20 protein-coding genes are annotated in these 18,161 nt (G+C 63.8%); 10 read left to right on the forward strand and 10 right to left on the reverse strand.

Annotated elements, in window-relative coordinates; all coding sequences use genetic code 11:
• Positions 1 to 111: 111 nt before the first annotated feature.
• From ABIB00_RS24050 to ABIB00_RS24065, 4 genes are all read right to left on the reverse strand, one after another.
• Positions 112 to 1,281, reverse strand: a complete 1,170-nt coding sequence (locus tag ABIB00_RS24050; RefSeq protein WP_354106084.1) for a cytochrome P450 — start codon at positions 1,279 to 1,281, stop codon at positions 112 to 114.
• 95 nt (positions 1,282 to 1,376) lie between these two features.
• Positions 1,377 to 2,237, reverse strand: a complete 861-nt coding sequence (locus tag ABIB00_RS24055; protein ID WP_247447542.1) for a L,D-transpeptidase — start codon at positions 2,235 to 2,237, stop codon at positions 1,377 to 1,379.
• Positions 2,238 to 2,364: 127 nt separating this feature from the next.
• The gene (locus ABIB00_RS24060) at positions 2,365 to 3,156 is read right to left on the reverse strand and encodes a helix-turn-helix transcriptional regulator (protein WP_247447541.1); all 792 of its coding nucleotides are present in this window, start codon (positions 3,154 to 3,156) and stop codon (positions 2,365 to 2,367) included.
• Between the two features lie 62 nt (positions 3,157 to 3,218).
• Positions 3,219 to 4,424 carry an LLM class flavin-dependent oxidoreductase gene (locus tag ABIB00_RS24065; RefSeq protein ID WP_354106085.1) on the reverse strand — a complete coding sequence of 402 codons (1,206 nt, stop codon included), beginning with the start codon at positions 4,422 to 4,424 and terminating at the stop codon, positions 3,219 to 3,221.
• 419 nt (positions 4,425 to 4,843) lie between these two features.
• On the opposite strand from ABIB00_RS24065, the gene ABIB00_RS24070 reads away from it, so the two are divergent.
• On the forward strand, positions 4,844 to 5,959 hold the full coding sequence (locus tag ABIB00_RS24070; protein ID WP_354106086.1) for an ATP-dependent DNA helicase: 1,116 nt from the start codon (positions 4,844 to 4,846) through the stop codon (positions 5,957 to 5,959).
• Positions 5,960 to 6,091: 132 nt separating this feature from the next.
• Here the strand turns inward: ABIB00_RS24070 and ABIB00_RS24075 are convergent, their stop codons facing one another.
• Complete coding sequence (locus ABIB00_RS24075; protein ID WP_354106087.1) at positions 6,092 to 7,777, reverse strand: caspase family protein; 1,686 nt, start codon at positions 7,775 to 7,777, stop codon at positions 6,092 to 6,094.
• Positions 7,778 to 8,021: 244 nt separating this feature from the next.
• Here ABIB00_RS24075 and msrA point away from each other — a divergent pair, with 244 nt between their 5' ends.
• The 4 genes from msrA to ABIB00_RS24095 all read left to right on the forward strand — a co-directional run bounded on the left by msrA (position 8,022) and on the right by ABIB00_RS24095 (position 9,957).
• Entirely contained in the window at positions 8,022 to 8,726 is a 705-nt protein-coding gene (gene msrA / locus ABIB00_RS24080; RefSeq protein WP_247343245.1) for a peptide-methionine (S)-S-oxide reductase MsrA, read from the forward strand.
• 31 nt (positions 8,727 to 8,757) lie between these two features.
• On the forward strand, positions 8,758 to 9,177 hold the full coding sequence (gene msrB / locus ABIB00_RS24085; protein WP_247343242.1) for a peptide-methionine (R)-S-oxide reductase MsrB: 420 nt from the start codon (positions 8,758 to 8,760) through the stop codon (positions 9,175 to 9,177).
• A 108-nt stretch (positions 9,178 to 9,285) separates the two neighbouring features.
• Positions 9,286 to 9,450, forward strand: a complete 165-nt coding sequence (locus ABIB00_RS24090; protein WP_211394774.1) for a DUF3309 family protein — start codon at positions 9,286 to 9,288, stop codon at positions 9,448 to 9,450.
• 213 nt (positions 9,451 to 9,663) lie between these two features.
• Entirely contained in the window at positions 9,664 to 9,957 is a 294-nt protein-coding gene (locus tag ABIB00_RS24095) for a hypothetical protein (protein WP_247343240.1), read from the forward strand.
• Between the two features lie 111 nt (positions 9,958 to 10,068).
• On the opposite strand, the gene ABIB00_RS24100 is transcribed toward ABIB00_RS24095, so the two are convergent.
• Together ABIB00_RS24100 and ABIB00_RS24105 are read right to left on the reverse strand one after the other, a co-directional pair.
• A complete protein-coding gene (locus ABIB00_RS24100; RefSeq protein WP_354106088.1) occupies positions 10,069 to 10,626 on the reverse strand; it encodes a DUF4112 domain-containing protein in 558 nt (185 codons plus the stop codon).
• A 63-nt stretch (positions 10,627 to 10,689) separates the two neighbouring features.
• Positions 10,690 to 11,115, reverse strand: coding sequence for a DUF5413 family protein (locus ABIB00_RS24105; protein ID WP_247447536.1), 426 nt, complete (start codon positions 11,113 to 11,115; stop codon positions 10,690 to 10,692).
• 143 nt (positions 11,116 to 11,258) lie between these two features.
• Between ABIB00_RS24105 and ABIB00_RS24110 the strand changes: the two genes are divergently transcribed.
• The 3 genes from ABIB00_RS24110 (at position 11,259) to ABIB00_RS24120 (ending at position 12,307) form a co-directional block, all read left to right on the forward strand.
• The gene (locus ABIB00_RS24110; RefSeq protein ID WP_354106089.1) at positions 11,259 to 11,504 is read left to right on the forward strand and encodes a hypothetical protein; all 246 of its coding nucleotides are present in this window, start codon (positions 11,259 to 11,261) and stop codon (positions 11,502 to 11,504) included.
• A 36-nt stretch (positions 11,505 to 11,540) separates the two neighbouring features.
• On the forward strand, positions 11,541 to 11,771 hold the full coding sequence (locus tag ABIB00_RS24115; protein WP_247447535.1) for a hypothetical protein: 231 nt from the start codon (positions 11,541 to 11,543) through the stop codon (positions 11,769 to 11,771).
• Between the two features lie 260 nt (positions 11,772 to 12,031).
• Positions 12,032 to 12,307, forward strand: a complete 276-nt coding sequence (locus tag ABIB00_RS24120) for a hypothetical protein (RefSeq protein WP_354106090.1) — start codon at positions 12,032 to 12,034, stop codon at positions 12,305 to 12,307.
• An 81-nt stretch (positions 12,308 to 12,388) separates the two neighbouring features.
• Here ABIB00_RS24120 and ABIB00_RS24125 read toward each other — a convergent pair whose 3' ends face one another.
• Positions 12,389 to 14,014: a hypothetical protein gene (locus ABIB00_RS24125; protein ID WP_354106091.1), complete on the reverse strand. Its 1,626-nt coding sequence runs from the start codon at positions 14,012 to 14,014 to the stop codon at positions 12,389 to 12,391.
• A 36-nt stretch (positions 14,015 to 14,050) separates the two neighbouring features.
• Positions 14,051 to 15,343 (reverse strand): adenylosuccinate synthase, encoded by a 1,293-nt coding sequence (locus ABIB00_RS24130; protein WP_247343225.1) that lies wholly within the window; start codon positions 15,341 to 15,343, stop codon positions 14,051 to 14,053.
• Positions 15,344 to 15,769: 426 nt separating this feature from the next.
• Between ABIB00_RS24130 and ABIB00_RS24135 the strand changes: the two genes are divergently transcribed.
• On the forward strand, positions 15,770 to 16,702 hold the full coding sequence (locus ABIB00_RS24135) for a DMT family transporter (protein ID WP_354106092.1): 933 nt from the start codon (positions 15,770 to 15,772) through the stop codon (positions 16,700 to 16,702).
• A gap of 13 nt (positions 16,703 to 16,715) precedes the next feature.
• Here ABIB00_RS24135 and ABIB00_RS24140 read toward each other — a convergent pair whose 3' ends face one another.
• On the reverse strand, positions 16,716 to 17,105 hold the full coding sequence (locus ABIB00_RS24140; protein ID WP_354106093.1) for a DUF1330 domain-containing protein: 390 nt from the start codon (positions 17,103 to 17,105) through the stop codon (positions 16,716 to 16,718).
• Positions 17,106 to 17,210: 105 nt separating this feature from the next.
• Here ABIB00_RS24140 and ABIB00_RS24145 point away from each other — a divergent pair, with 105 nt between their 5' ends.
• Positions 17,211 to 18,146 carry a DMT family transporter gene (locus ABIB00_RS24145; RefSeq protein WP_354106094.1) on the forward strand — a complete coding sequence of 312 codons (936 nt, stop codon included), beginning with the start codon at positions 17,211 to 17,213 and terminating at the stop codon, positions 18,144 to 18,146.
• Positions 18,147 to 18,161: the final 15 nt, after the last annotated feature.

Genomic DNA, 18,161 nt, shown 5'->3' on the forward strand with positions numbered 1-18,161 from the left:
GGTGTGCGAAAACAATGACTTACGTATATCCGAAATTCGTTTGACTCGTCGGGCAAAACGGGGGCAAGATGAGATCGTGGCGGCGTTCGGGATGGACCCGCCTCTGGCGGGCTAATGCAGCCACCTCACCGGCAAATTCTGCAGCCCGCGGAACGCCCAGCCGCCGATCCGCACCGGCTCGTCGTCGGCAAGCTCGAGCTTTTGGGCACGTGCAAACAAAGTCGGCAGCGCGACATCGGCGATCATGGCGCGCGAGGCCCAGGCGCCGGCGCAAAAATGCGGACCGGCGCCGAACGCGATGCTCTTGGCGGTATCACGCCGCACGTCGAACTGGTCGGCGCGCTCAAAATGCTTCTCGTCACGGTTGGCCGAGCCGAACATCAGGAACACACGCTCATCAAGTTCGAACGAGACGTCGCGGATGCTCCACGGCTTTGCGATGCGCCGCGGCGACATGCCGATCGGCGAGATCCAGCGGGCATATTCCTCGAAGGCCTGGAGCCAGGTCACCTCGCCCTTGCGCACGAGATCGAGCTGCTCGGGATGGGACAGCAGCGCCCACACCGTGCCGGCGATCGCCTTGCGCGGTTCGTTCTGGCCGCCTGATATCGCGAGTTTGACGTTGGCGCGCACGCTCTCCATCGACATGCCCGAAGCGAGCAGCACGCCAAGGATGCTCCGGTCAGGATGCTTGCGCATCACCGGCAGGATGTCGTCGATCGCCGCATCGATGCCTGATGTCGCCGCATGGCAGCGCGCCTCGACGGTCGCGTCGCCGGTGTAGTTGGCGATGCCCTCGATCATGCCCTCCGACCATGCATCCATGTCCCCAAAGCCGATATTGGTGAGGCCGGTAATGGACTTCAGGCATTCGCCGGAGAACGGCAGCGCGAAGTCGCGCATGAAGTCGATCCGGCTGCCCGGAACGATTGCATCGATGATGCGGTCAGCATGCGCCTGGAATTGCGCGGTCCAGTGCGCCTTCACCGTCTTCGGCGACACCGTCGGAAACATCGCGCGGCGCTCGACCTGGTGCGCCTCGCCGTCCTTGCGCATCATGTTGTGGCCCATCAGCCGATTCATCAGGCCGGCCGGCTGGTGCGAGGAGAACACGTCGATCTGCTTCTCGGAGATCGAGATGTCGTCGCGGCGCGTCAGCAGCGTCGAGCCGAGTTGCGGTACGAAGGCGATCGGCGCCTCTTTACGCATTGTCGCGAGCATCGGGTAGGGGTCGGCCCAGAACGCGACAGGGTCGATGTCGATGCGCGGCGCGGTGCTCAAGACGGCCTCCCCTGAATTCTCCTGTGCTTCAGGACAGACTAGCGAACTCCGCGACCCGGGTCTGTCCCTAGCGATAGGGACGGACGGAGTTGGAGTTACTGGGCCTCGGCAATCTTCGGTCCAGATGACTGCATCTGCGCGTTAGTTGCCGAGGGTCGGTTCGACAGCAATGCCGGGTCCGGCGATCGGGAAGCGGCGTCGGGCGGTGCTCCCTCGGATGGTCGACGGGCAGCGGTTGTCGGAAGCACGATCACTTTCGCTCCGATTTTCACCCGCTCAAAAAGGTCCACGACGTCTTCATTGGTCAGGCGGATGCAGCCAGACGAAACCCGCTTCCCGATCGTATCGGGCTTGTTGGTGCCGTGAATTCTATACTCGGTCTCGCCCAGATACATCGCCCGAGCGCCGAGCGGGTTGCCGGGGCCGCCCGCCATAAACCGCGGCAGATAAGGCTGACGCACAACCATCTCCGCAGGCGGACGCCAATCCGGCCATTCTGTTTTACGGGCCACAGTCTGTTCACCGGACCACGTGAAACCTTCGCGGCCAACACCGATGCCGTAGCGCATCGCTTGCCTGTCGTTCAGAACGAAATAAAGGAACGTGTTTCCGGTATCGATGATCACGGTGCCCGGCGCCTGGTGGCTGGTGTAGTCAATGACCTGCCGAACAAATGCTCCGGGACCGTCAGCAGCTTTTGGTGGTTCGACTTGAGGCGTCCGGGCCGGAATCGGAGCCGGAGCCGGCGCTGATGCATGAACTGGAGTTGACACGTAAACCGGAGTTGACGACGCCATGGCTTGGTTTGCAGACGGTTTTCGGATCGGTTGCACGCTCGCCGGGCGAGACAGCAAACTGTACCCCAATGCCGCGATGGCCACGGCGCCAATCGCAACTCTCCCGGCCATAGGCAGCGCGAACGTCTCTGCCTTTCCACGTTTGGCCCGCTTACTCATCTCTCTCCCCAGGTCACCATGCCCAAGAGAGGTACGCGGCAAAATTTAAGAAACTTCGAAGCGATCTCGCTCAGACTGGAACCGTGGAGATGGTTAACGCCGAACTCTTCGCGGACCTGAAGCACCCTCAATTCAGGCTGCGGGGGCCAGCCAGCAGGCGCAGCACGATGGCAAACAGCTCGCTCTGCGAGGAGATGCCAAGCCGCTCATAGGCGCGTTTGCGGTAGGTCAGCGTCGAATGCAGGCTGATGCCGAGTGCTTGCGAGATCGCCTCGGAGCTGAAGCCGGAGAGGATGCGACGACAAACGTCCTGCTCGCGCGAGGTGAGGCTGGCGAGCGGCGTGCGCGTCGCAAACAGCGTGGCGAGAGTCTGATCGGTGGTCGCCGCGCCTTGCTGGAAATGGCGCGCCACGCTCGCGCCAATTGCTGGTGCAATGGTTCGGAGCCGCTCATGCTGCTCGGCGCTGAAGCGGCCCTGGGCGGCGATCCGATAGAAATTGACGTAGAAGCAGGTGTCGTCGACCCAGATCGCGGTCGCGCATTTGTCCACGATGCCGGAATCCACAAAGAACATTTTTCGGTAGCGCGCGCCGTACATGCGGGGCGCGAAGGCCGGCAGTACGATCGGCGCGCGCCCCTTCCCTTCGAACAGCGCATCGCGGTTGGGGTCGGATTCGTGGAACTGCCCGGCATAGGCCGCGCCCAGATCGCCGCCGATCGGGATGTTGCCGGCATCGAGCAGGCAGTGTGCGGCGCCGGCACGGCTCAACGCGAACACCATGCAATGCCCGACATCGGCCTGCCGACGCAGCGTGTCGATCAGGACATTTGGAAAGTCGGGGCGGCCGATCGCGAGCACCGCGGGCGCGATGTCGCCGGCCGCCAAGCTTGAGCCTGAGCCTGTCCCGCGGGACCGCATCGTTCTCTCCCTGCCGCGTTTTGCCGAAGCCTATCAGCAAAGATCGCGGGCCGGAAGACGCCCTACCCCGCCGCCGCCTTCGCTGGCGCGACGGTGACGGCGAGCTTGCCGTAGCGGTCGGTGAAGGCCTCCGTGTCGATCTCTTCCAGCTTGATCTCGCCGCTCATCACGCCCTGCTTCCAGGTTTCCTGCGCGGGATCGTTCTGGAACTCCGGCATCACCTCGCGGCCGAACAGCTCGAGCGATTCGCAGATATGCTCGTGACTGTTCTTGCCCGCTTGATTAAGCAGGATCACCTGGTCGATATGCGAGCTCTGGAAGCGCTTCAGCTTCCTGCGGATGGTCTCGGGCGAGCCGATCAGGCCGCCGCGCAGCGCGGCCTCCTGCGCCTCGGGATTGTCGCGCTTCCACTTGTTGTACTCGTCCCACATGTTGACGGTGTAGGGCGCGGGACGCTGGCGGTTCTGCGAGGCGCCGTAGAAGCGCAGCGCGAACTGGAAGAAGGTGGCGCCGTCGGCGCGGGCGCGGGCCTCCTCATCCGTCTTCGCGCACATGAAGAACGACACCAACGCCATGTTCGGGTTGATCTCGTAGTCGGCGAGCTTTGCGAGACGCTTGGTCATGGCGTTGTAATAGGCGTGCACCCAGGCGTGCGCGGCGTCCGCGCTGACGAACTGGAAGCCGAGCGCGCCAAAGCCGTGACGGCCGGCACGTTCGATGGTCGGCAGCTGCGAGCAGGCCATCCACAGCGGCGGATGCGGCTTCTGCACCGGTTTCGGCACGACATTGCGCAATGGGATGTCGAAGTACTTGCCGTGATGCTCGGAGCCCGCGTCCTTGAACATCGGGAAGATCGCACTGACCGCTTCCTCGAAAACTTCTTTCTTCGTTTCCATGTCGCGTCCGAACGGCGTGAGTTCGGTAATGGACGCGCTCTCGCCCATGCCGAACTCGCAGCGGCCGTTGGAGAGCAGGTCGAGCACGGCGACGCGCTCGGCAACGCGGGCGGGATGGTTGGTGGTGAGCTGAAGGATGCCGTGGCCAAGCCTGATGTTCCTGGTGCGCTGGCTGGCCGCCGCGAGGAAGGATTCCGGCGAGGGCGAATGCGAGTATTCTTCGAGGAAGTGATGCTCGACAACCCACGCATGGTCGTAGCCGAGCCGGTCGGCGAGTTCCATCTGCGAGAGCGCGTTCTGGTAGAGGCTGAGCTCATCGCCGGCCACCCAAGGCCTTGGCAGTTGCAGCTCATAGAAGATGCCGAACTTCATGACGACGTCTCTCCCAAGTTTTCTTGCCCGCTTATTGTTCTTGCGCGCATCTTAATGCGCGAGGCGGCGCTGTCTACGGAGCAGCAATTCCGTCGTGCGGGAGAACGATTCCTCGACCACACGTAGCAGTGTACGCCGTAAGCGCATGTTTGGGCCGCTTGGCCTGAGCGAGCGCCTCGTCCTTCGAGACCATCGCTTTGCGGTCTCCTCAGGACGAGGCTGAGCGGCATCTTTGCCTGTCGAAAGCGCTGCCGCGCACTCCGTCCTCATCCTGAGGGCCCGCCAAAGGCGGGCGTCTCGAAGGATGGGCGGCACGGAAACGGCAGTTAAATGCGATCGTCCTGCGCTTGAACCGGCGGTGCGAATGGTTAGTTTTGGGGATTGCGAATCGCTCCGTTTCGCCCCTCCTCAAGACAGACATGGCCACATTCACCCCGCATCAGGATGCCGCACTCAAAGCCGTTGGCGATTGGCTGAAGGCAAAACCCGGCCGCAACGGCACGCCGCCGGTGTTCCGCCTGTTCGGCTTTGCCGGCACCGGCAAGACCACGCTGGCGCGGCACATTGCCGACGGCGTCGACGGCGAGGTGAAATTCGCTGCCTTCACCGGCAAGGCGGCGCTGGTCATGCGCAACAAGGGTTGCGACGAGGCCTCCACCATCCATTCGCTGATCTATCGCACCCGCGAATCCGGCGAGGAGCAGCCGAGCTTCGAGCTGTGGGACGACGCCCCGGCCTCGAAGGCCAAGCTGATCGTGATCGACGAATGCTCGATGGTCGATGCCGAATTGGGCCGCGACCTGATGTCATTCGACTGCCCGCTGCTGGTGCTGGGCGATCCCGCTCAGCTGCCGCCGATCCAGGGCGCCGGCTTCTTCACCAATTCCGAGCCCGATGCGATGCTGACCGAGGTGCACCGCCAGGCCCAGGACGATCCGATCGTCCGGATGTCGATGGACGTCCGCGAGGGCCGCGAGCTCGATATCGGCCGTTACGGCGAGAGCGAGGTGGTATCGCGCAAAGAGCTCGATCCCGACCGCGTCATGAGCGCCGACCAGGTCCTGGTCGGCCGCAACAACACGCGGCGCGCGTACAATATGCGGGTGCGTCAGCGCCAGAACATCGAGGACACCTTTCCGGTCGCCGGGGACAAGCTGGTGTGCCTGCGCAACAACCGCAAAAAGGGCCTGTTCAACGGCGGCCTGTGGCGCGTGAAATCGCGCAACACCACGCGCTCGAAATCGCGCATTCTCAGCATGCGGCTGTCGCCGGACGAGGATCTTGGCCACAAGGTGACGAAGGTCTCGGTGCGCGCCGACTGCTTCGAGGGCGGCGTCGAGGCGATCGCCTGGGAGCAACGCAAGCCCTATGACGAGTTCGACTACGGCTATGTGCTGACCGTGCACAAGTCGCAGGGCTCGCAATGGGACGACGTCGTGCTATTCGACGAGAGCTTTGCGTTTCAGGAGAGCCGAGCGAGGTGGCTGTATACCGGGATCACGCGGGCGGCGAAGCGGCTGAGCATTGTGGTTTAAAGCTCCGCGGCTATAGGGTGGGCCAAGGCGCGAAGCGCCGTGCCCACCATTCGTCCAAGCACGCGGTAAGAACGGTGGGCACGCTTTGCTTTGCCACCCTACGATACCGGCATCGCGGCTTCATTTGCTCTCTCACTTCCCCGCGACGAAATAAAAATCCTCGCGCCCCGGCGGCGAGCCGTACGAAAACGGCTGCTGCTCGTGCTTGGTCACAATCCAGACGTCGTCGCGGACGATGTCGAACAGTTTTCGAATCTCGACGCGCGGCACCTTGATCTCGCGGGCGAGCGCGGTGGCGAACGGGCTGTCGGCGCCGCCATCGCCGTCCATCGCGGTCTCGCCGTGCTTGGCGGCGTAGACCACCATGAAGCCGGCGCCGGGCTCGATGTTGGAAAAGCCCTTGTCGACCAACTTCAGCGACAGCGTGCGCTGCATGGTCGGCGCGAACGGATTGTCACGGCAGGCATCCAGCATCACCAGACGCACCTTTCGCGCGGCGCCGACGGCGGCAATCACCTGCTCCAGCGCAACCGCCTGGGTCTCGGCGTCCCTGTCCGCAGCGAGCTTGGCGTCGACAGGAACGAGATAGTTGACGCCGCCGATCTCGAACCCGTGGCCGGCGTAATAGACCACCGCCCAATCCGCCTTTTCCGCCTCGGCGGCAAACGTCTGCAACGCTTCGAAGAATTTGTCGCGGGTCAGGTCGCTGACGGATATCACGGTCTGGAAGCCGACATCGCGCAGCACGCTTGCGATCATTTTCGAGTCGCGGGGCGGGTTGGGCAAGGCGTGGACGTTCTTGTAGGCGCCGTTGCCGATCACAAGCGCCACACGGCGCCCCGTTGATCCGGCCGGCGCCTGCGGTGTCAGCGCGGCGAGCCGTTCCCGCGCGATCGCGCGGGCGCGCGCGACATCGAGCTCGTCGAACTTCGTCAGCGAATAGGCTGCCGCGCGATAGTCGGCGCGGGCCTGGGCGAGATCCTTCTTGCGTTCGTAGATCTGGCCGCGGCCTGAATGTGCCCGGACGTTGTTCGGGTTGATCTGGATGGCCGTGTTGTAGTCCTTCAGCGCGGCGTCGAAATCGCCCTTCAACATGTTGACGTCGGCGCGATTGTTGATCGCGTAAGTGTTCTTCGGCTGCTTCTCGATCAAGCCGTTGCAGTCGGCGAAGGCCTGGTCGAACTTGCCCATCATGCCGTAGGTGATGCAGCGGTTGCCGGTGATCTGCTGCGCGGCCGGCTCGATCTTCTCGGCCTCCGCGAAATCGGCGATCGCACCGTCAAAATCCTTCATCAGCGTGCGGACGCGGGCGCGGTTGGTGTAGCCGAGCAGGAACTTGGGCGCGTATTTGATCGACAGGTTGAAATCGTCGAGCGCGCTTTGCAGCGCACCCCGGCGCAGCTGTATGATTCCGCGGTTGTTGTAGGGGACACCGTAGGTCGGACGCTTCTGGAGCGCGAGGTTGTAGTCCGCCATCGCAAGGTCGTCCTGGCCCGTCCGCTCATGGGCGAGGCCGCGCAAATTGAGCGTGACGACGTTGTCGGGATCGAGATCGACGGCCATGGACAAGGTCTCGATCGCGTGGACGTAGTCGCGCTTGTTGATCAGCGTCTTGCCGCGCACGGAGAGCGCGATGCCCTTGTCCTTGCCGGTGACACGGTCGGCGTTGAGCAGATTGTCGCAGGCCTGCGCATCCGCCTGGCGGTCGCGGCAAATGGCGAGGTCGTCGCCGGATTGCGGACCGGCCGCCGCGATCGAGCTCCAGGCGGCCAAGCCGGCGAGCACGGCGACGAGGGTCAGGGATATGACGCGCAGCATGTTGTCAGGTCAGCTCCAGCCATCAATCTTTAGGTCGATCACCGATCGCGCGGGTTCATCTAGCGCGGAGTTCCGGTCCTCGCCAAGCCGGACTGTCCCAAGCCACGTTTTTCACAGACTCGTGTCCGTCCGGCCGTAACAATCGCCCGGCCGGCCCGTATCTCGAATGTCTGGAAATGCCGGGCAGGCTGTTCGCCCGGCTCCAACCGCCCTAGACTGTCAGACCTTCCGAAAGAGGATCGCCATGCGCCGACCTGCCATCCTGTCCCTGCTCGCCGCAACCACCGCCCTGACGCTGGCCTTTGCCGCGCCGACCCGGGCCGCCGAGGATGCGGTCGTGATCCCAACTCCCGCAGTGGATGCGGCACCCGCAAGCGGGACCCAAACCGCCGTGATCGCCGGAGGCTGCTTCTGGGGCGTGCAGGGCGTGTTCCAACACACCGCAGGCGTCCTCAACGCGGTTTCCGGCTATGCTGGCGGCACCAAGGCGACGGCCGACTACCAGACTGTCTCGAGCGGCCGAACCGGCCATGCGGAATCGGTCGAGATCAAATACGATCCGAAGAAGATCTCCTACGGCAAGATCCTGCAGATTTACTTCTCGGTGGCGCACGACCCGACCCAGCTCAACCGGCAGGGACCCGACAGCGGCACGCAATATCGCTCGGCGATCTTCACCACCTCCGACGAGCAGAAGAAGGTGGCCGAAGCCTATATCGCCCAGCTCAACGGTGCCAAGGTCTTCAGCAAGCCGATCGCGACCAAGGTCGGCGCGCTGGAGGCGTTCTATCCGGCGGAGGCCTATCATCAGGACTATCTGACGCTGCACCCGAACCAGCCCTATATCGCCTACAACGATCTCCCGAAGGTCGAGAACCTGAAAAAGCTGTTCGCGGATAACTACATCGAGAAGCCGACGCTGGTGAGTGCCAGCAAGGCTACCAACTGATCGCGAGATCACCAAAAAAGACGGGAGACCCATGCCCGACACCAAGACGAAAACCACAGACGACAAGGTCATCAAGAGCGAAGAGCAATGGCGCAGCGAGTTGTCGCCGATGCAGTACGCGGTGCTGCGCGAAAAGGCGACCGAGCGTCCCTTCTCCGGCGAATATGAGCACGACCACCGCGCCGGCACCTATACCTGCGCCGGCTGCGGCAACGAGCTGTTCGAATCCGATGCGAAGTTCGATTCCGGCTGCGGCTGGCCGAGCTTCACCCAGCCCGCCGTCGAGAGCCATGTCGACGAGGAGCGGGACGTCACCCACGGCATGATCCGCACCGAGGTGCTGTGCTCCAAGTGCAGCGGCCATCTCGGCCATGTCTTCCCTGACGGCCCCGGACCCACCGGCCTGCGCTACTGCATCAACTCGGCGGCGCTGAAGCTCGAGCCGAAATAATCGTTGCGTGTCCCCCGGTTCCGTCATGGAACCGGGGGACGCGATGTGCTTTTCTTCTTTCGCGGTGCGGCCGACCATCGTGTTTCGGCGGCCGCCAGGGAGGATGCCATGACGCTTGGGACCATCCTGATCATCCTGGTGATCATTTATCTGCTCGGCGGCCTGTCGGGCCGCTTCGGTGGCTACGGCTATGGGATGGGCCATTCCGGCATGGGGATCGGCGGCCTCGTACTCGTGGTGCTGCTCGTGCTGCTGCTCCTCGGCAAGCTATAAACCAATCAAGCCATTGATATTATTTCGACTTTCCAAGTCGCGGACCTGCCATGCGTGGATTCATCATCTCTCATCGCAGGGGTCGCAATTTTGTCAAAACGGCCTATATTAGAGAACGAAAATGACATGTGCGGCGGGCCCACCTGATCGTGGCCTCCGCCCGTCCAAATCCCACGCGCTTAAAGCCCCAGAGCGATCACGAGGTCTTTGACCATGCGTCCACTGCGTCCGTTCAACTTCAACACCTCCGCCGAACTCTTTCCCGCCGCGATCCGCAAGAAGAAGCGCGCGGGCTTCACCTATCGGCGGTTTGGTACCGCGGCCGAAGCCGTGCAGTTCGCAATGGAGCAGCTGCCGACGGATTCGCTGAACGGCGCCTATCTCCAGGTCGAGGAAGCGCGCTTCGACCAGAACGGGATCCGCTCGCTTTACGAAAGCGAAGCCTTCCCGCTGCCCCGTCACCGCAAGCCTGAGCCTGTCGAGAACGCCGACGCCGACGCGGCGTAAGCTTTTTCGCACGCCTCCTTTATCGCAAGCCTGCTATATCGCAAGCCTCCGATGTGCGCTGAAAGCGCGATGGCCGAAAGGCCGTCGCGCTTTTTGCGTTTTGGGTGAGTGTCAGGTGCGCGGCTGCTTGTCGAGCCAGCGGCGCAAGAGGCGCACGTTGCGCATATTGGCGCGGAACATGACGTCGAAGGCGTCGCCCGCGAACGGGACGATGCCGACGACGCCGTCGACGGCGACATTTCCGAGCATGCGCGCGGTGAGGTACCAGGGCGCGCCGAGCGCGCGGGCCTCACGCACCAGCCACAGCGAGATCGCGGTCGTGATGATGTCGCCGACGATGGGGATCAGTCCGATCAGCCCGTCGATGCCGTAGCGGATATTGGTGCCGGGCAGGACGAAAGCGACGTCGAGCAGCTTTGCGATCGCCTCGATCCGCGCGATCCGCTGCCCGCGCGTCAGATTGCCGAACGGGCTGCCAGCAAATGGATTATCTTTGCCGAATTCGAAGCGAAATTCGCGAAAGCCTTGCTCCAGCGTTTCGGGCCGGATCTCGCGACCGTCCTGGTCGATGATCGGCCCACGCCCCTCGCTGCCCGAAGAGGCCGCACCCGAGCGGCTTCCCGAACGGGATCGGCGTGGAGCAAGAATATCGTCATCGGACATGGTCATGATCTCAAGGCAACGCGCCAGCGCGGCGGAGGTTGCTGCGGCCCTGATCAAGGGGTCGTGCGCTCAGCTCCGCGCCGCCGCCGGCAGCGGCTCCTCGACATATTTATGCACGAGCCAGGATGAAATCACCGCCGGCACGAACCCGACGAGGCCGTACAGGATGAACTGCACCGCGCCCGAATCCGGCCCACGCGAACTGTAGGTCAGGGAGGCCAGGATGAAAGCGAACACGCCGACCAGCAGCATCCGCAGCACCGGGCCGATCCGGCGGACGTGGACCAGAATATCGTCGACCGCGCCGAGCATCAGCGAGGGCAGGAAGCCGAACAGATAGCTGTATTGCAGCGATTTGAAGAATACTGCGAACAGCTTGCCGACCTCGCCGAGGTTGGTCTGGGCCCAATAGCCGGACTGATAAGTCGTCGTCAGCAGCAGCAGGAACCCGCCCACGAACGGGCCGACCAGCGCAAACACCAGATAGCGTTTCATCAACCACCCCCATCCTTCGCCCTGTTATAGCAGTGCCGCGGGAACCTTGAATAGCGGGGTGCGGGCTCTGCCTTTGGGAACAAGCGGCATAGCGACGAGTTCAGACAGGACTTGAAACTCACCTGTCAGATTTGGAGCCGCCGATGTCCCGCGAATTGTTCTTTCTGACGACGATCGCGTTGACGGTCCTGACCGGCCTGTCGGGCCTGCCTGCGCGCGCGCAAGGTCATGGCGGCACGCCGCAGGAACAGCAGGCCTGCTCGCGCGATGCTTCGCGGCTGTGCCGAAAAGAGCTCGGCAACGACACGGCGGTACAAGGCTGCTTGCAGGCCAACAGAGCCAAGCTGTCGCGCTCTTGCAAGAAGGTGTTTCAGAGCCACGGCATGTAAGGACCGGACCATTCCGCTCGAACGGAGAGTGAAGCCATGTTGCGCGACGAACAGCTCTCGATCCTCAGGGACATCAGTCAGTCCGTTGCCTTCGCCGACGATCGGCAAGGCAAGGTGGGACAGCTGATCGCCGACGGTTACGTGATGAAAGACGGCGATCTGTTCGAACTCACAGCAAGAGGCGTCACCGCTGTCGAGGAACACGCCGCAGGGCTTGGCGCGGGCGACGCGGAACAAGCGAGCGTATCCTCCGATCGGTTGATCTGATCGCGCGCGCCGTTTTTGTGCGTGACGTGCACGCAACAATTGCGAATTCCTTTTTGCGTCCCATTGCGGCCGCGTGACAATGGCGCATACTTGGCTCGGGCGGCGCAGCACTTTTCGATTCGCACATCACGAGAGATCGAGCGACCACATGCGGGATTGAGGTCCCGGCGTGAAGGCTGTGACATGCGGCAGATCAAGCCGCGTGCGGCGCCCCAAAAACCAAGTGGCTCAAGCCCACGGAACTCGGGGACGCATTCTGCATGACACGCTATCAGACAATCGCAACTCTCTTCGCCATCGCCACCACCGCCGTCGCATTCCAGACATCGCCCGGCCGCGCCTTCTCGTCCGAAGCGCAACAGATGTGCTCCGGCGATGCCATGCGGCTGTGCTCGAGTGAAATCCCCGACATCCCCAGGATCAGGGCCTGCATGGTTCACAAAAAGGCGCAGGTCAGCCCCGGCTGTCGTGCCGTGATGGACCGCGAGCACGCAGCCGCGACGGGATCGCGCAAACGAGAAGCTGCTGCGCAATAGCGCCGGTTCAATTTCGGTTGGATCGTTGAATGCCTGGTTCACCTCTCCGGAGGGAAAGGTGGACGACAGTCAGGCGCGACCTCAGTCGCCCCACTGCGCGAAGGCGTCGTTGAAGGCGCGCTCGCCGGGAGCGCCCTTCTCGATGGCGATGATGGCGCGGCGCTGGTTGGCATAGACCAGGGGCACGTCGAACCAGGAGCGCTCCTTCAGGAGCTGGACGTTGCGGCTGCGGTCGGCATCGACGTTGGAGAGGCCGACCAGGAAGAAGCCGTCGGTGACCTTGACCGCGAGACCTGCGAGCGGCGTGCCGCGGGCTTGCTCGTTCGACTTCATCAAAATGCCGGGCACGTTGGAGACGCTGCCGCCCGGGAAATCCGGCGGCAGGATGAAGGTCAATTCCGCGGTGTGACTCGCCGGCAGCGACGAGTCGGTGTTGCGGCGGAACGACATCGTCATCTTGAACTTGCGATCGGGGATCTCGATGTCGGCGCGCACGGCGACGTCGGCCTTCTGGTTGCCGGACGCCTTGATCGGCTCGAGCCGCCACACCACCGAGCCGACATATTGCTTGCCCTTGGGGTCGGACGGATCCTCGTCATAGAGCACCACCTTCTGCGCCACCGGCGCGACCGGCTGGTCGCTGGCTGAAGGCTGGCCGACGCGATCCGGAATCTTCGGCTTGCTCTGCGGCTGCGACGAATCCCTCGGCGCCTCCACCACCTGCGTCGGCGAAGACTTGAACAGGCCGCTCGCGGTCTGGACCAGCTGTTTGCCCCAGAGGATGCCGGCACCGACCAGGATCAGCACGATGCCGACGGCGATTGCGCTCTTGAACGGAAAGACGGAGCCGGTGCGGGCGCGCTTCTTGTTGGTATTGCGGTCGAGAACCGGGATGTGCGGACGCTGCGATGGCGACTGCGACTGCGACTGCGGCGCGTAGCGCTCGGCTTCCTCGATCGATTCGTCGTAGGAATAAGGCGCCTCCCCGGCGGCGCGATTCTCCAGGCTCGGCTCGAGCCGGTCGAATTCCGGCGAGGGCGAGGGCACGTTGGCGTAGGTGCGGCGCGCGGCACGGTTGGCCTGCGCGGCGGCGCCGCCGAGATCATTGGCATCGGCCGTGATGTCACGGAAGCCGCGTACGCCCGGTGCAGGCGGCAACGGCGGCCCGACGTCCGGCTGACGGCGCCCACTGGCGCGATCACGTCCGGCCGGCGGAGGCGGTTCCGGCATCGGCGGCGGTGCCGACGGACCCGATTGGCGCGGCGCGTCGAAACGCGGGGCCCGCGGCGCACGCGGAGCGTCGCCCTGGTCATCGACATTGAAGGACGGCCGGTCGGCGCGCGGCGGCGGCGGAGCCGGACGGGTGCGCGGCGGGGCAGCGGCTTGGGGCGCGGGCGAGTTGCCCTCAGTGGCGCGGGTGCTGGCGCGGCGGAAGGCATCGCCGCTGCCGCTGCTGCGGGCACCGCCACCGGGGCGCGAGGCCTCGCGGGCACGCTGGGCAGCTTCCGATTCGACCTTGCGGACGGCCTCTTCCAGGGACAGCCGTTCGCGGGTGATCTCGGATTCGGAGAGCGGCGGCTGCACGCTGCGGAGCTGCGCGATCAGCGCCGTGCGCGCCCGCTCGTAGAGCGCGCGACGGCTCTCGCCGGGAGCGTTGGGGTCCAGGGCTGCAATAGCGCGGGCGATCAGCGGATAGTAATCAGCCATTTCAACTCAACTAGCGCACGTCCCGGTAAGATATCGTTAAGCCTCAAACGGATTTTGCACCAGAATAGTATCCTCGCGTTCGGGGCTGGTGGAAAGCAGCGCGACGGGGCACCCCACCAATTCCTCGATCCGGCGGACATATTTGATGGCCTGGGCCGGCAGGTCGGCCCAGGAACGGCCGTTTGCGGTCGGCTCCTTCCAGCCTTCGATGGTCTCGTAGATCGGCTCGACCCGGGCCTGGGCGCCCTCGCCCGCCGGCAGATGGTCGATTTCCTTGCCGTCCAGCATGTAGCCGGTGCAGACGTCGATCGAATCGAAGCCGTCGAGAATGTCGAGTTTCGTCAGCGCCAGACCGGTGATGCCGCAGGTGCGGACAGTCTGCCGGACCAAGACGGCATCGAACCAGCCGCAGCGGCGCTTGCGGCCGGTGTTGACGCCGAATTCCTTGCCGCGGCGACCGATCTCCTCGCCGATCTCGTTGTTGAGTTCGGTCGGGAACGGACCCTGGCCGACGCGCGTCGTGTAGGCTTTGCAGATGCCGAGCACATAGCCGACCGCGCCCGGGCCCATGCCGGTGCCGGTCGCCGCTTGCGCCGCCACCGTGTTGGACGACGTCACATAGGGGTAGGTGCCGTGGTCGACGTCGAGCAGCGCGCCCTGCGCACCCTCGAACAGGATGCGTTTGCCCTCGCGCCGCTTGATGTCGAGCAGCCGCCACACCGTCTCGGCATAGGGCAGCAGCTGCGGCGCGAACGCGGTCAATTCGTCCTGGATGGCCTTGCCGTCGAACTCCGGCAGATTGAGGCCGCGGCGTAATGCATTGTGGTGAGCAAGCAACCGGTCGATCTTGTGCGGGAGCGTGTCGAGATCGGCGAGGTCCATCAAGCGGATGGCACGGCGGCCGACCTTGTCTTCGTAAGCCGGCCCGATGCCGCGACGGGTGGTGCCGATCGCGGTCGCGGCGTTGGAGGATTCGCGCAGGGCGTCGAGCTCGCGATGCAACGGCAGGATCAGTGTGACGTTCTCCGCGATGCGCAGGTTGTCCGGGCTGATGGCGACGCCCTGTCCCTTCAGTTTTGCAACTTCGTCGAGGAAAGCCTGCGGATCGAACACCACGCCATTGCCGATGACGGCGAGTTTCGACGGCCGCAGCACGCCGGACGGCAGCAGCGCCAGCTTGTAGGTCTCGCCGTTGATCACCAGCGTATGGCCGGCGTTATGGCCGCCCTGGAAGCGGACCACGATGTCCGCCTGCTCCGACAACCAGTCGACGATCTTGCCCTTTCCCTCGTCGCCCCATTGGGCGCCGACGACGACAACATTGGCCATTCGCGGGTAATCCTTCGAAGATTTCTCTGTAAGCGGCATGATCCAAACGGAAAACCGGTACCCACTTTTCCGGGACCATGCCTGCGCCCAGCCTGATTCCCGGCCAGAGGCCGTTCGCACGCGAGGCAGCCCAACCGGATAAAGGAAGCAGCCTCTCTAGGCAAGCAAGAACGGGGCTTTTTCGAGGCCCGAGGCCCATCCCAAGCCTTTGATATCCCCTGAAAATCCAGAAATATTCCGAGGCCGTGCGACAGCTTCGACCAAAGCGTAAGACGCCGCATCTGCCGCTGCATAGTCGCGATGCATCCGCCCCCCGTTGATGCAGCCTCGATTTCCGTGTCTTTGAGAGGAGCCGGGCCACGCGCCGGCCCGGACAACGCCGGGCCGGAAGGCTTCGGCGCATGACGCGGGGCCATAACAATCACAATGTCCGCCACCGGCCAGACCACAAGCGCGGAGACATCCGGTCACGGCTGGATCGCCAACCAGCCTTACCTGCTGCTCAGCATCACCGCGCTGTGCTGGGCCGGCAATGCCGTCGTCGGGCGGCTCGCCGCCGGTCATATCCCGCCGGTCACGCTGTCCTTCCTGCGCTGGTTCTTCGCCTTCCTGCTGGTGCTGCCGTTCGCCTGGAAACATCTGGCGCAGGACTGGCCCGCGATCCGCGGCAAGCTCGGCCTGATGGTCACGCTCTCGATCACGGGCATCGGCGCCTTCAACACTCTGCAATATTGGGCGCTGGAGCATACGCAGGCGCTCAATACTCTCCTGCTGCAATCGGCCGCACCGCTGGTCGTGGCGCTGTGGTCGCTGGCCATCCTCGGTATCAGGCTCACCGCGGCGCAGGCTTTTGGCGTGCTGCTGTCGATGTGCGGCGTGCTGATCATCCTGCTGCATGGCGATTTCACCACGCTGTCGAACATCGATTTCAACAAGGGCGACCTCATCTTCATCGTCGCGCTAATCATCTTCGCGCTGTATTCGGTGCTGACACTGAAGCGGCCGCCGATGCACGGCCTGTCGTTCCTCGCCTTCACTTTCGGCTGCGGTGCGGCCTGTCTCATTCCGCTGGAGATCTGGGAGCTGTCCGCACGTCCCGTGATGAAGCTCGACGGACCAAACCTCCTGACCCTGTTCTATGTCGCGGTGTTCCCGTCGACGCTCGCCTATCTCTGCTTCAACCGTGGTGTCCGCCTGATCGGCGCCAACCGCGCCGCACCGTTCTTCCATGTCGTGCCGGTGTTCGGCTCGATCATGGCGATGGCGTTCCTCGGCGAAAACCCGCGGGCGTTCCACTTCATCGGTTTTGCGCTGGTCCTGGCCGGCGTGTTCGTGGCATCGCGGAAGCAGGCGACATGACTGACGCCCAACGTCAGCCGATCTTGAACTTGCTGTACGCCTCGCTCGTCGCAATGATGACGTGCTCCGCGCAGCCGTTGACGCGATGCGGGTCGGCCTCCGTCTCATAGGCTTCTGACGTCATCATGGCGAGGAAAGCCGCGACGGTGGGATAATAGACCAGCGCTGCGAAATCCCAATCGTTTCCCCGCTGCGCGCCGAGCGCGACCGCCTTGGCGTCGCCGGTCCAGAGCAGCGTCCCGCCGCGCGCCTTGATCATGGGCACTGTGACGGCGCTGTAGCGCAAGTATGCGTCCCAGCCGGATCCGTCGCCGTCGCGCGAACGCTCGTGGAAGCGCATCAGATTCAGCATCACCACCGGGGCATCCTGATCGAGCCGCCCCAGGCCGTCGATGTTCAACATATTAATCGCCAATGCCGCCTCCTCTGGTCATGCCTGCATTGTAGCATTGCGGCGACGTGACTTGTGTCACGACGCAAATCCGGCGCAAGCTTGTATCCAACGCCAATGACGATCGCTTCGCCCGCGCCAAAGCTCCCCAATCCGGCCAGTTGGCTCAACAACCAGCCTTATCTGCTGCTCAGCCTGAGCTCACTGTTCTGGGCCGGCAACATCGTGCTCGCGCGCCATGTCGGCGCGCATGTGCCGCCGCTGACGGTGACCACGATCCGCTGGTTCGGCGTGTTCCTGATCCTATTGCCGTTCGCCTGGCCGCATCTGAAGCGCGATTGGCCGATTTTGCGCAAAAGCCTGCCGCTGATGCTGTTCCTGTCGCTGGTGGGCTTTGCCTTCAACAACGCGATTTCGTACTGGGCGATGCAATATACGGAAGCGCTGAACGCGCTGCTGATCCAGTCGGCCGGACCGCTGTTCGTGGCGCTATGGTCGCTGGTGCTGTTCGGCGTCCGGCTGACGGGTGCGCAGCTCGCCGGCATCGCGATCTCGCTGCTCGGCGTGCTCGTCATCATCCTGCACGGCGATTTCGCGGCGCTCGCAAGCATCAGCTTCAACCGGGGGGACGTCATGTTCGCCTCCTCGCTGGTCGCGTTCGGGATCTACTCCGCCTTCATTCCGCGGCGACCGAAGATCCACCAGCTCTCGTTTCTCTCCTTCACCACCTGCTGCGGCGCGACGATGCTGCTGCCGACCGCGATCTGGGAGGCCTGGAGCGGCCATGTCATGCAATTCGACACGGTGACGCTGGCGACGCTGGGTTACATCCTGATCTTTCCCTCGACGCTGGCCTATCTCTTCTTCAACCGCGGCGTGGCGTTGATCGGCCCGAACCGCGCCGCGCCGTTCTTCCATCTGGTGCCGGTGTTCGGCTCAGCGATGGCGATCCTGCTGCTCGGCGAAAAGCTCCAGCCTTTCCATTTGATCGGCTACCTGCTGGTGCTCGCCGGCGTCGTGATCGCCTCGCGCCAGGGCTCTGCGGTGAAGTAATTCCGCGGTGCGGAG

The sequence above is a fragment of the Bradyrhizobium sp. LB14.3 genome, assembly GCF_040547985.1.
Taxonomy (GTDB): domain Bacteria; phylum Pseudomonadota; class Alphaproteobacteria; order Rhizobiales; family Xanthobacteraceae; genus Bradyrhizobium.

Coding starts and splice junctions, on each gene's coding strand:
- ABIB00_RS24055 (WP_247447542.1), bottom strand. CDS start 2,237: ATGAGTAAGCGGGCCAAACGTGGAAAGGCAGAGACGTTCGCGCTGCCT.
- ABIB00_RS24060 (WP_247447541.1), bottom strand. CDS start 3,156: ATGCGGTCCCGCGGGACAGGCTCAGGCTCAAGCTTGGCGGCCGGCGAC.
- ABIB00_RS24065 (WP_354106085.1), bottom strand. CDS start 4,424: ATGAAGTTCGGCATCTTCTATGAGCTGCAACTGCCAAGGCCTTGGGTG.
- ABIB00_RS24070 (WP_354106086.1), top strand. CDS start 4,844: ATGGCCACATTCACCCCGCATCAGGATGCCGCACTCAAAGCCGTTGGC.
- ABIB00_RS24075 (WP_354106087.1), bottom strand. CDS start 7,777: ATGCTGCGCGTCATATCCCTGACCCTCGTCGCCGTGCTCGCCGGCTTG.
- msrA (WP_247343245.1), top strand. CDS start 8,022: ATGCGCCGACCTGCCATCCTGTCCCTGCTCGCCGCAACCACCGCCCTG.
- msrB (WP_247343242.1), top strand. CDS start 8,758: ATGCCCGACACCAAGACGAAAACCACAGACGACAAGGTCATCAAGAGC.
- ABIB00_RS24090 (WP_211394774.1), top strand. CDS start 9,286: ATGACGCTTGGGACCATCCTGATCATCCTGGTGATCATTTATCTGCTC.
- ABIB00_RS24095 (WP_247343240.1), top strand. CDS start 9,664: ATGCGTCCACTGCGTCCGTTCAACTTCAACACCTCCGCCGAACTCTTT.
- ABIB00_RS24100 (WP_354106088.1), bottom strand. CDS start 10,626: ATGACCATGTCCGATGACGATATTCTTGCTCCACGCCGATCCCGTTCG.
- ABIB00_RS24105 (WP_247447536.1), bottom strand. CDS start 11,115: ATGAAACGCTATCTGGTGTTTGCGCTGGTCGGCCCGTTCGTGGGCGGG.
- ABIB00_RS24110 (WP_354106089.1), top strand. CDS start 11,259: ATGTCCCGCGAATTGTTCTTTCTGACGACGATCGCGTTGACGGTCCTG.
- ABIB00_RS24115 (WP_247447535.1), top strand. CDS start 11,541: ATGTTGCGCGACGAACAGCTCTCGATCCTCAGGGACATCAGTCAGTCC.
- ABIB00_RS24120 (WP_354106090.1), top strand. CDS start 12,032: ATGACACGCTATCAGACAATCGCAACTCTCTTCGCCATCGCCACCACC.
- ABIB00_RS24125 (WP_354106091.1), bottom strand. CDS start 14,014: ATGGCTGATTACTATCCGCTGATCGCCCGCGCTATTGCAGCCCTGGAC.
- ABIB00_RS24130 (WP_247343225.1), bottom strand. CDS start 15,343: ATGGCCAATGTTGTCGTCGTCGGCGCCCAATGGGGCGACGAGGGAAAG.
- ABIB00_RS24135 (WP_354106092.1), top strand. CDS start 15,770: ATGTCCGCCACCGGCCAGACCACAAGCGCGGAGACATCCGGTCACGGC.
- ABIB00_RS24140 (WP_354106093.1), bottom strand. CDS start 17,105: ATGTTGAACATCGACGGCCTGGGGCGGCTCGATCAGGATGCCCCGGTG.
- ABIB00_RS24145 (WP_354106094.1), top strand. CDS start 17,211: ATGACGATCGCTTCGCCCGCGCCAAAGCTCCCCAATCCGGCCAGTTGG.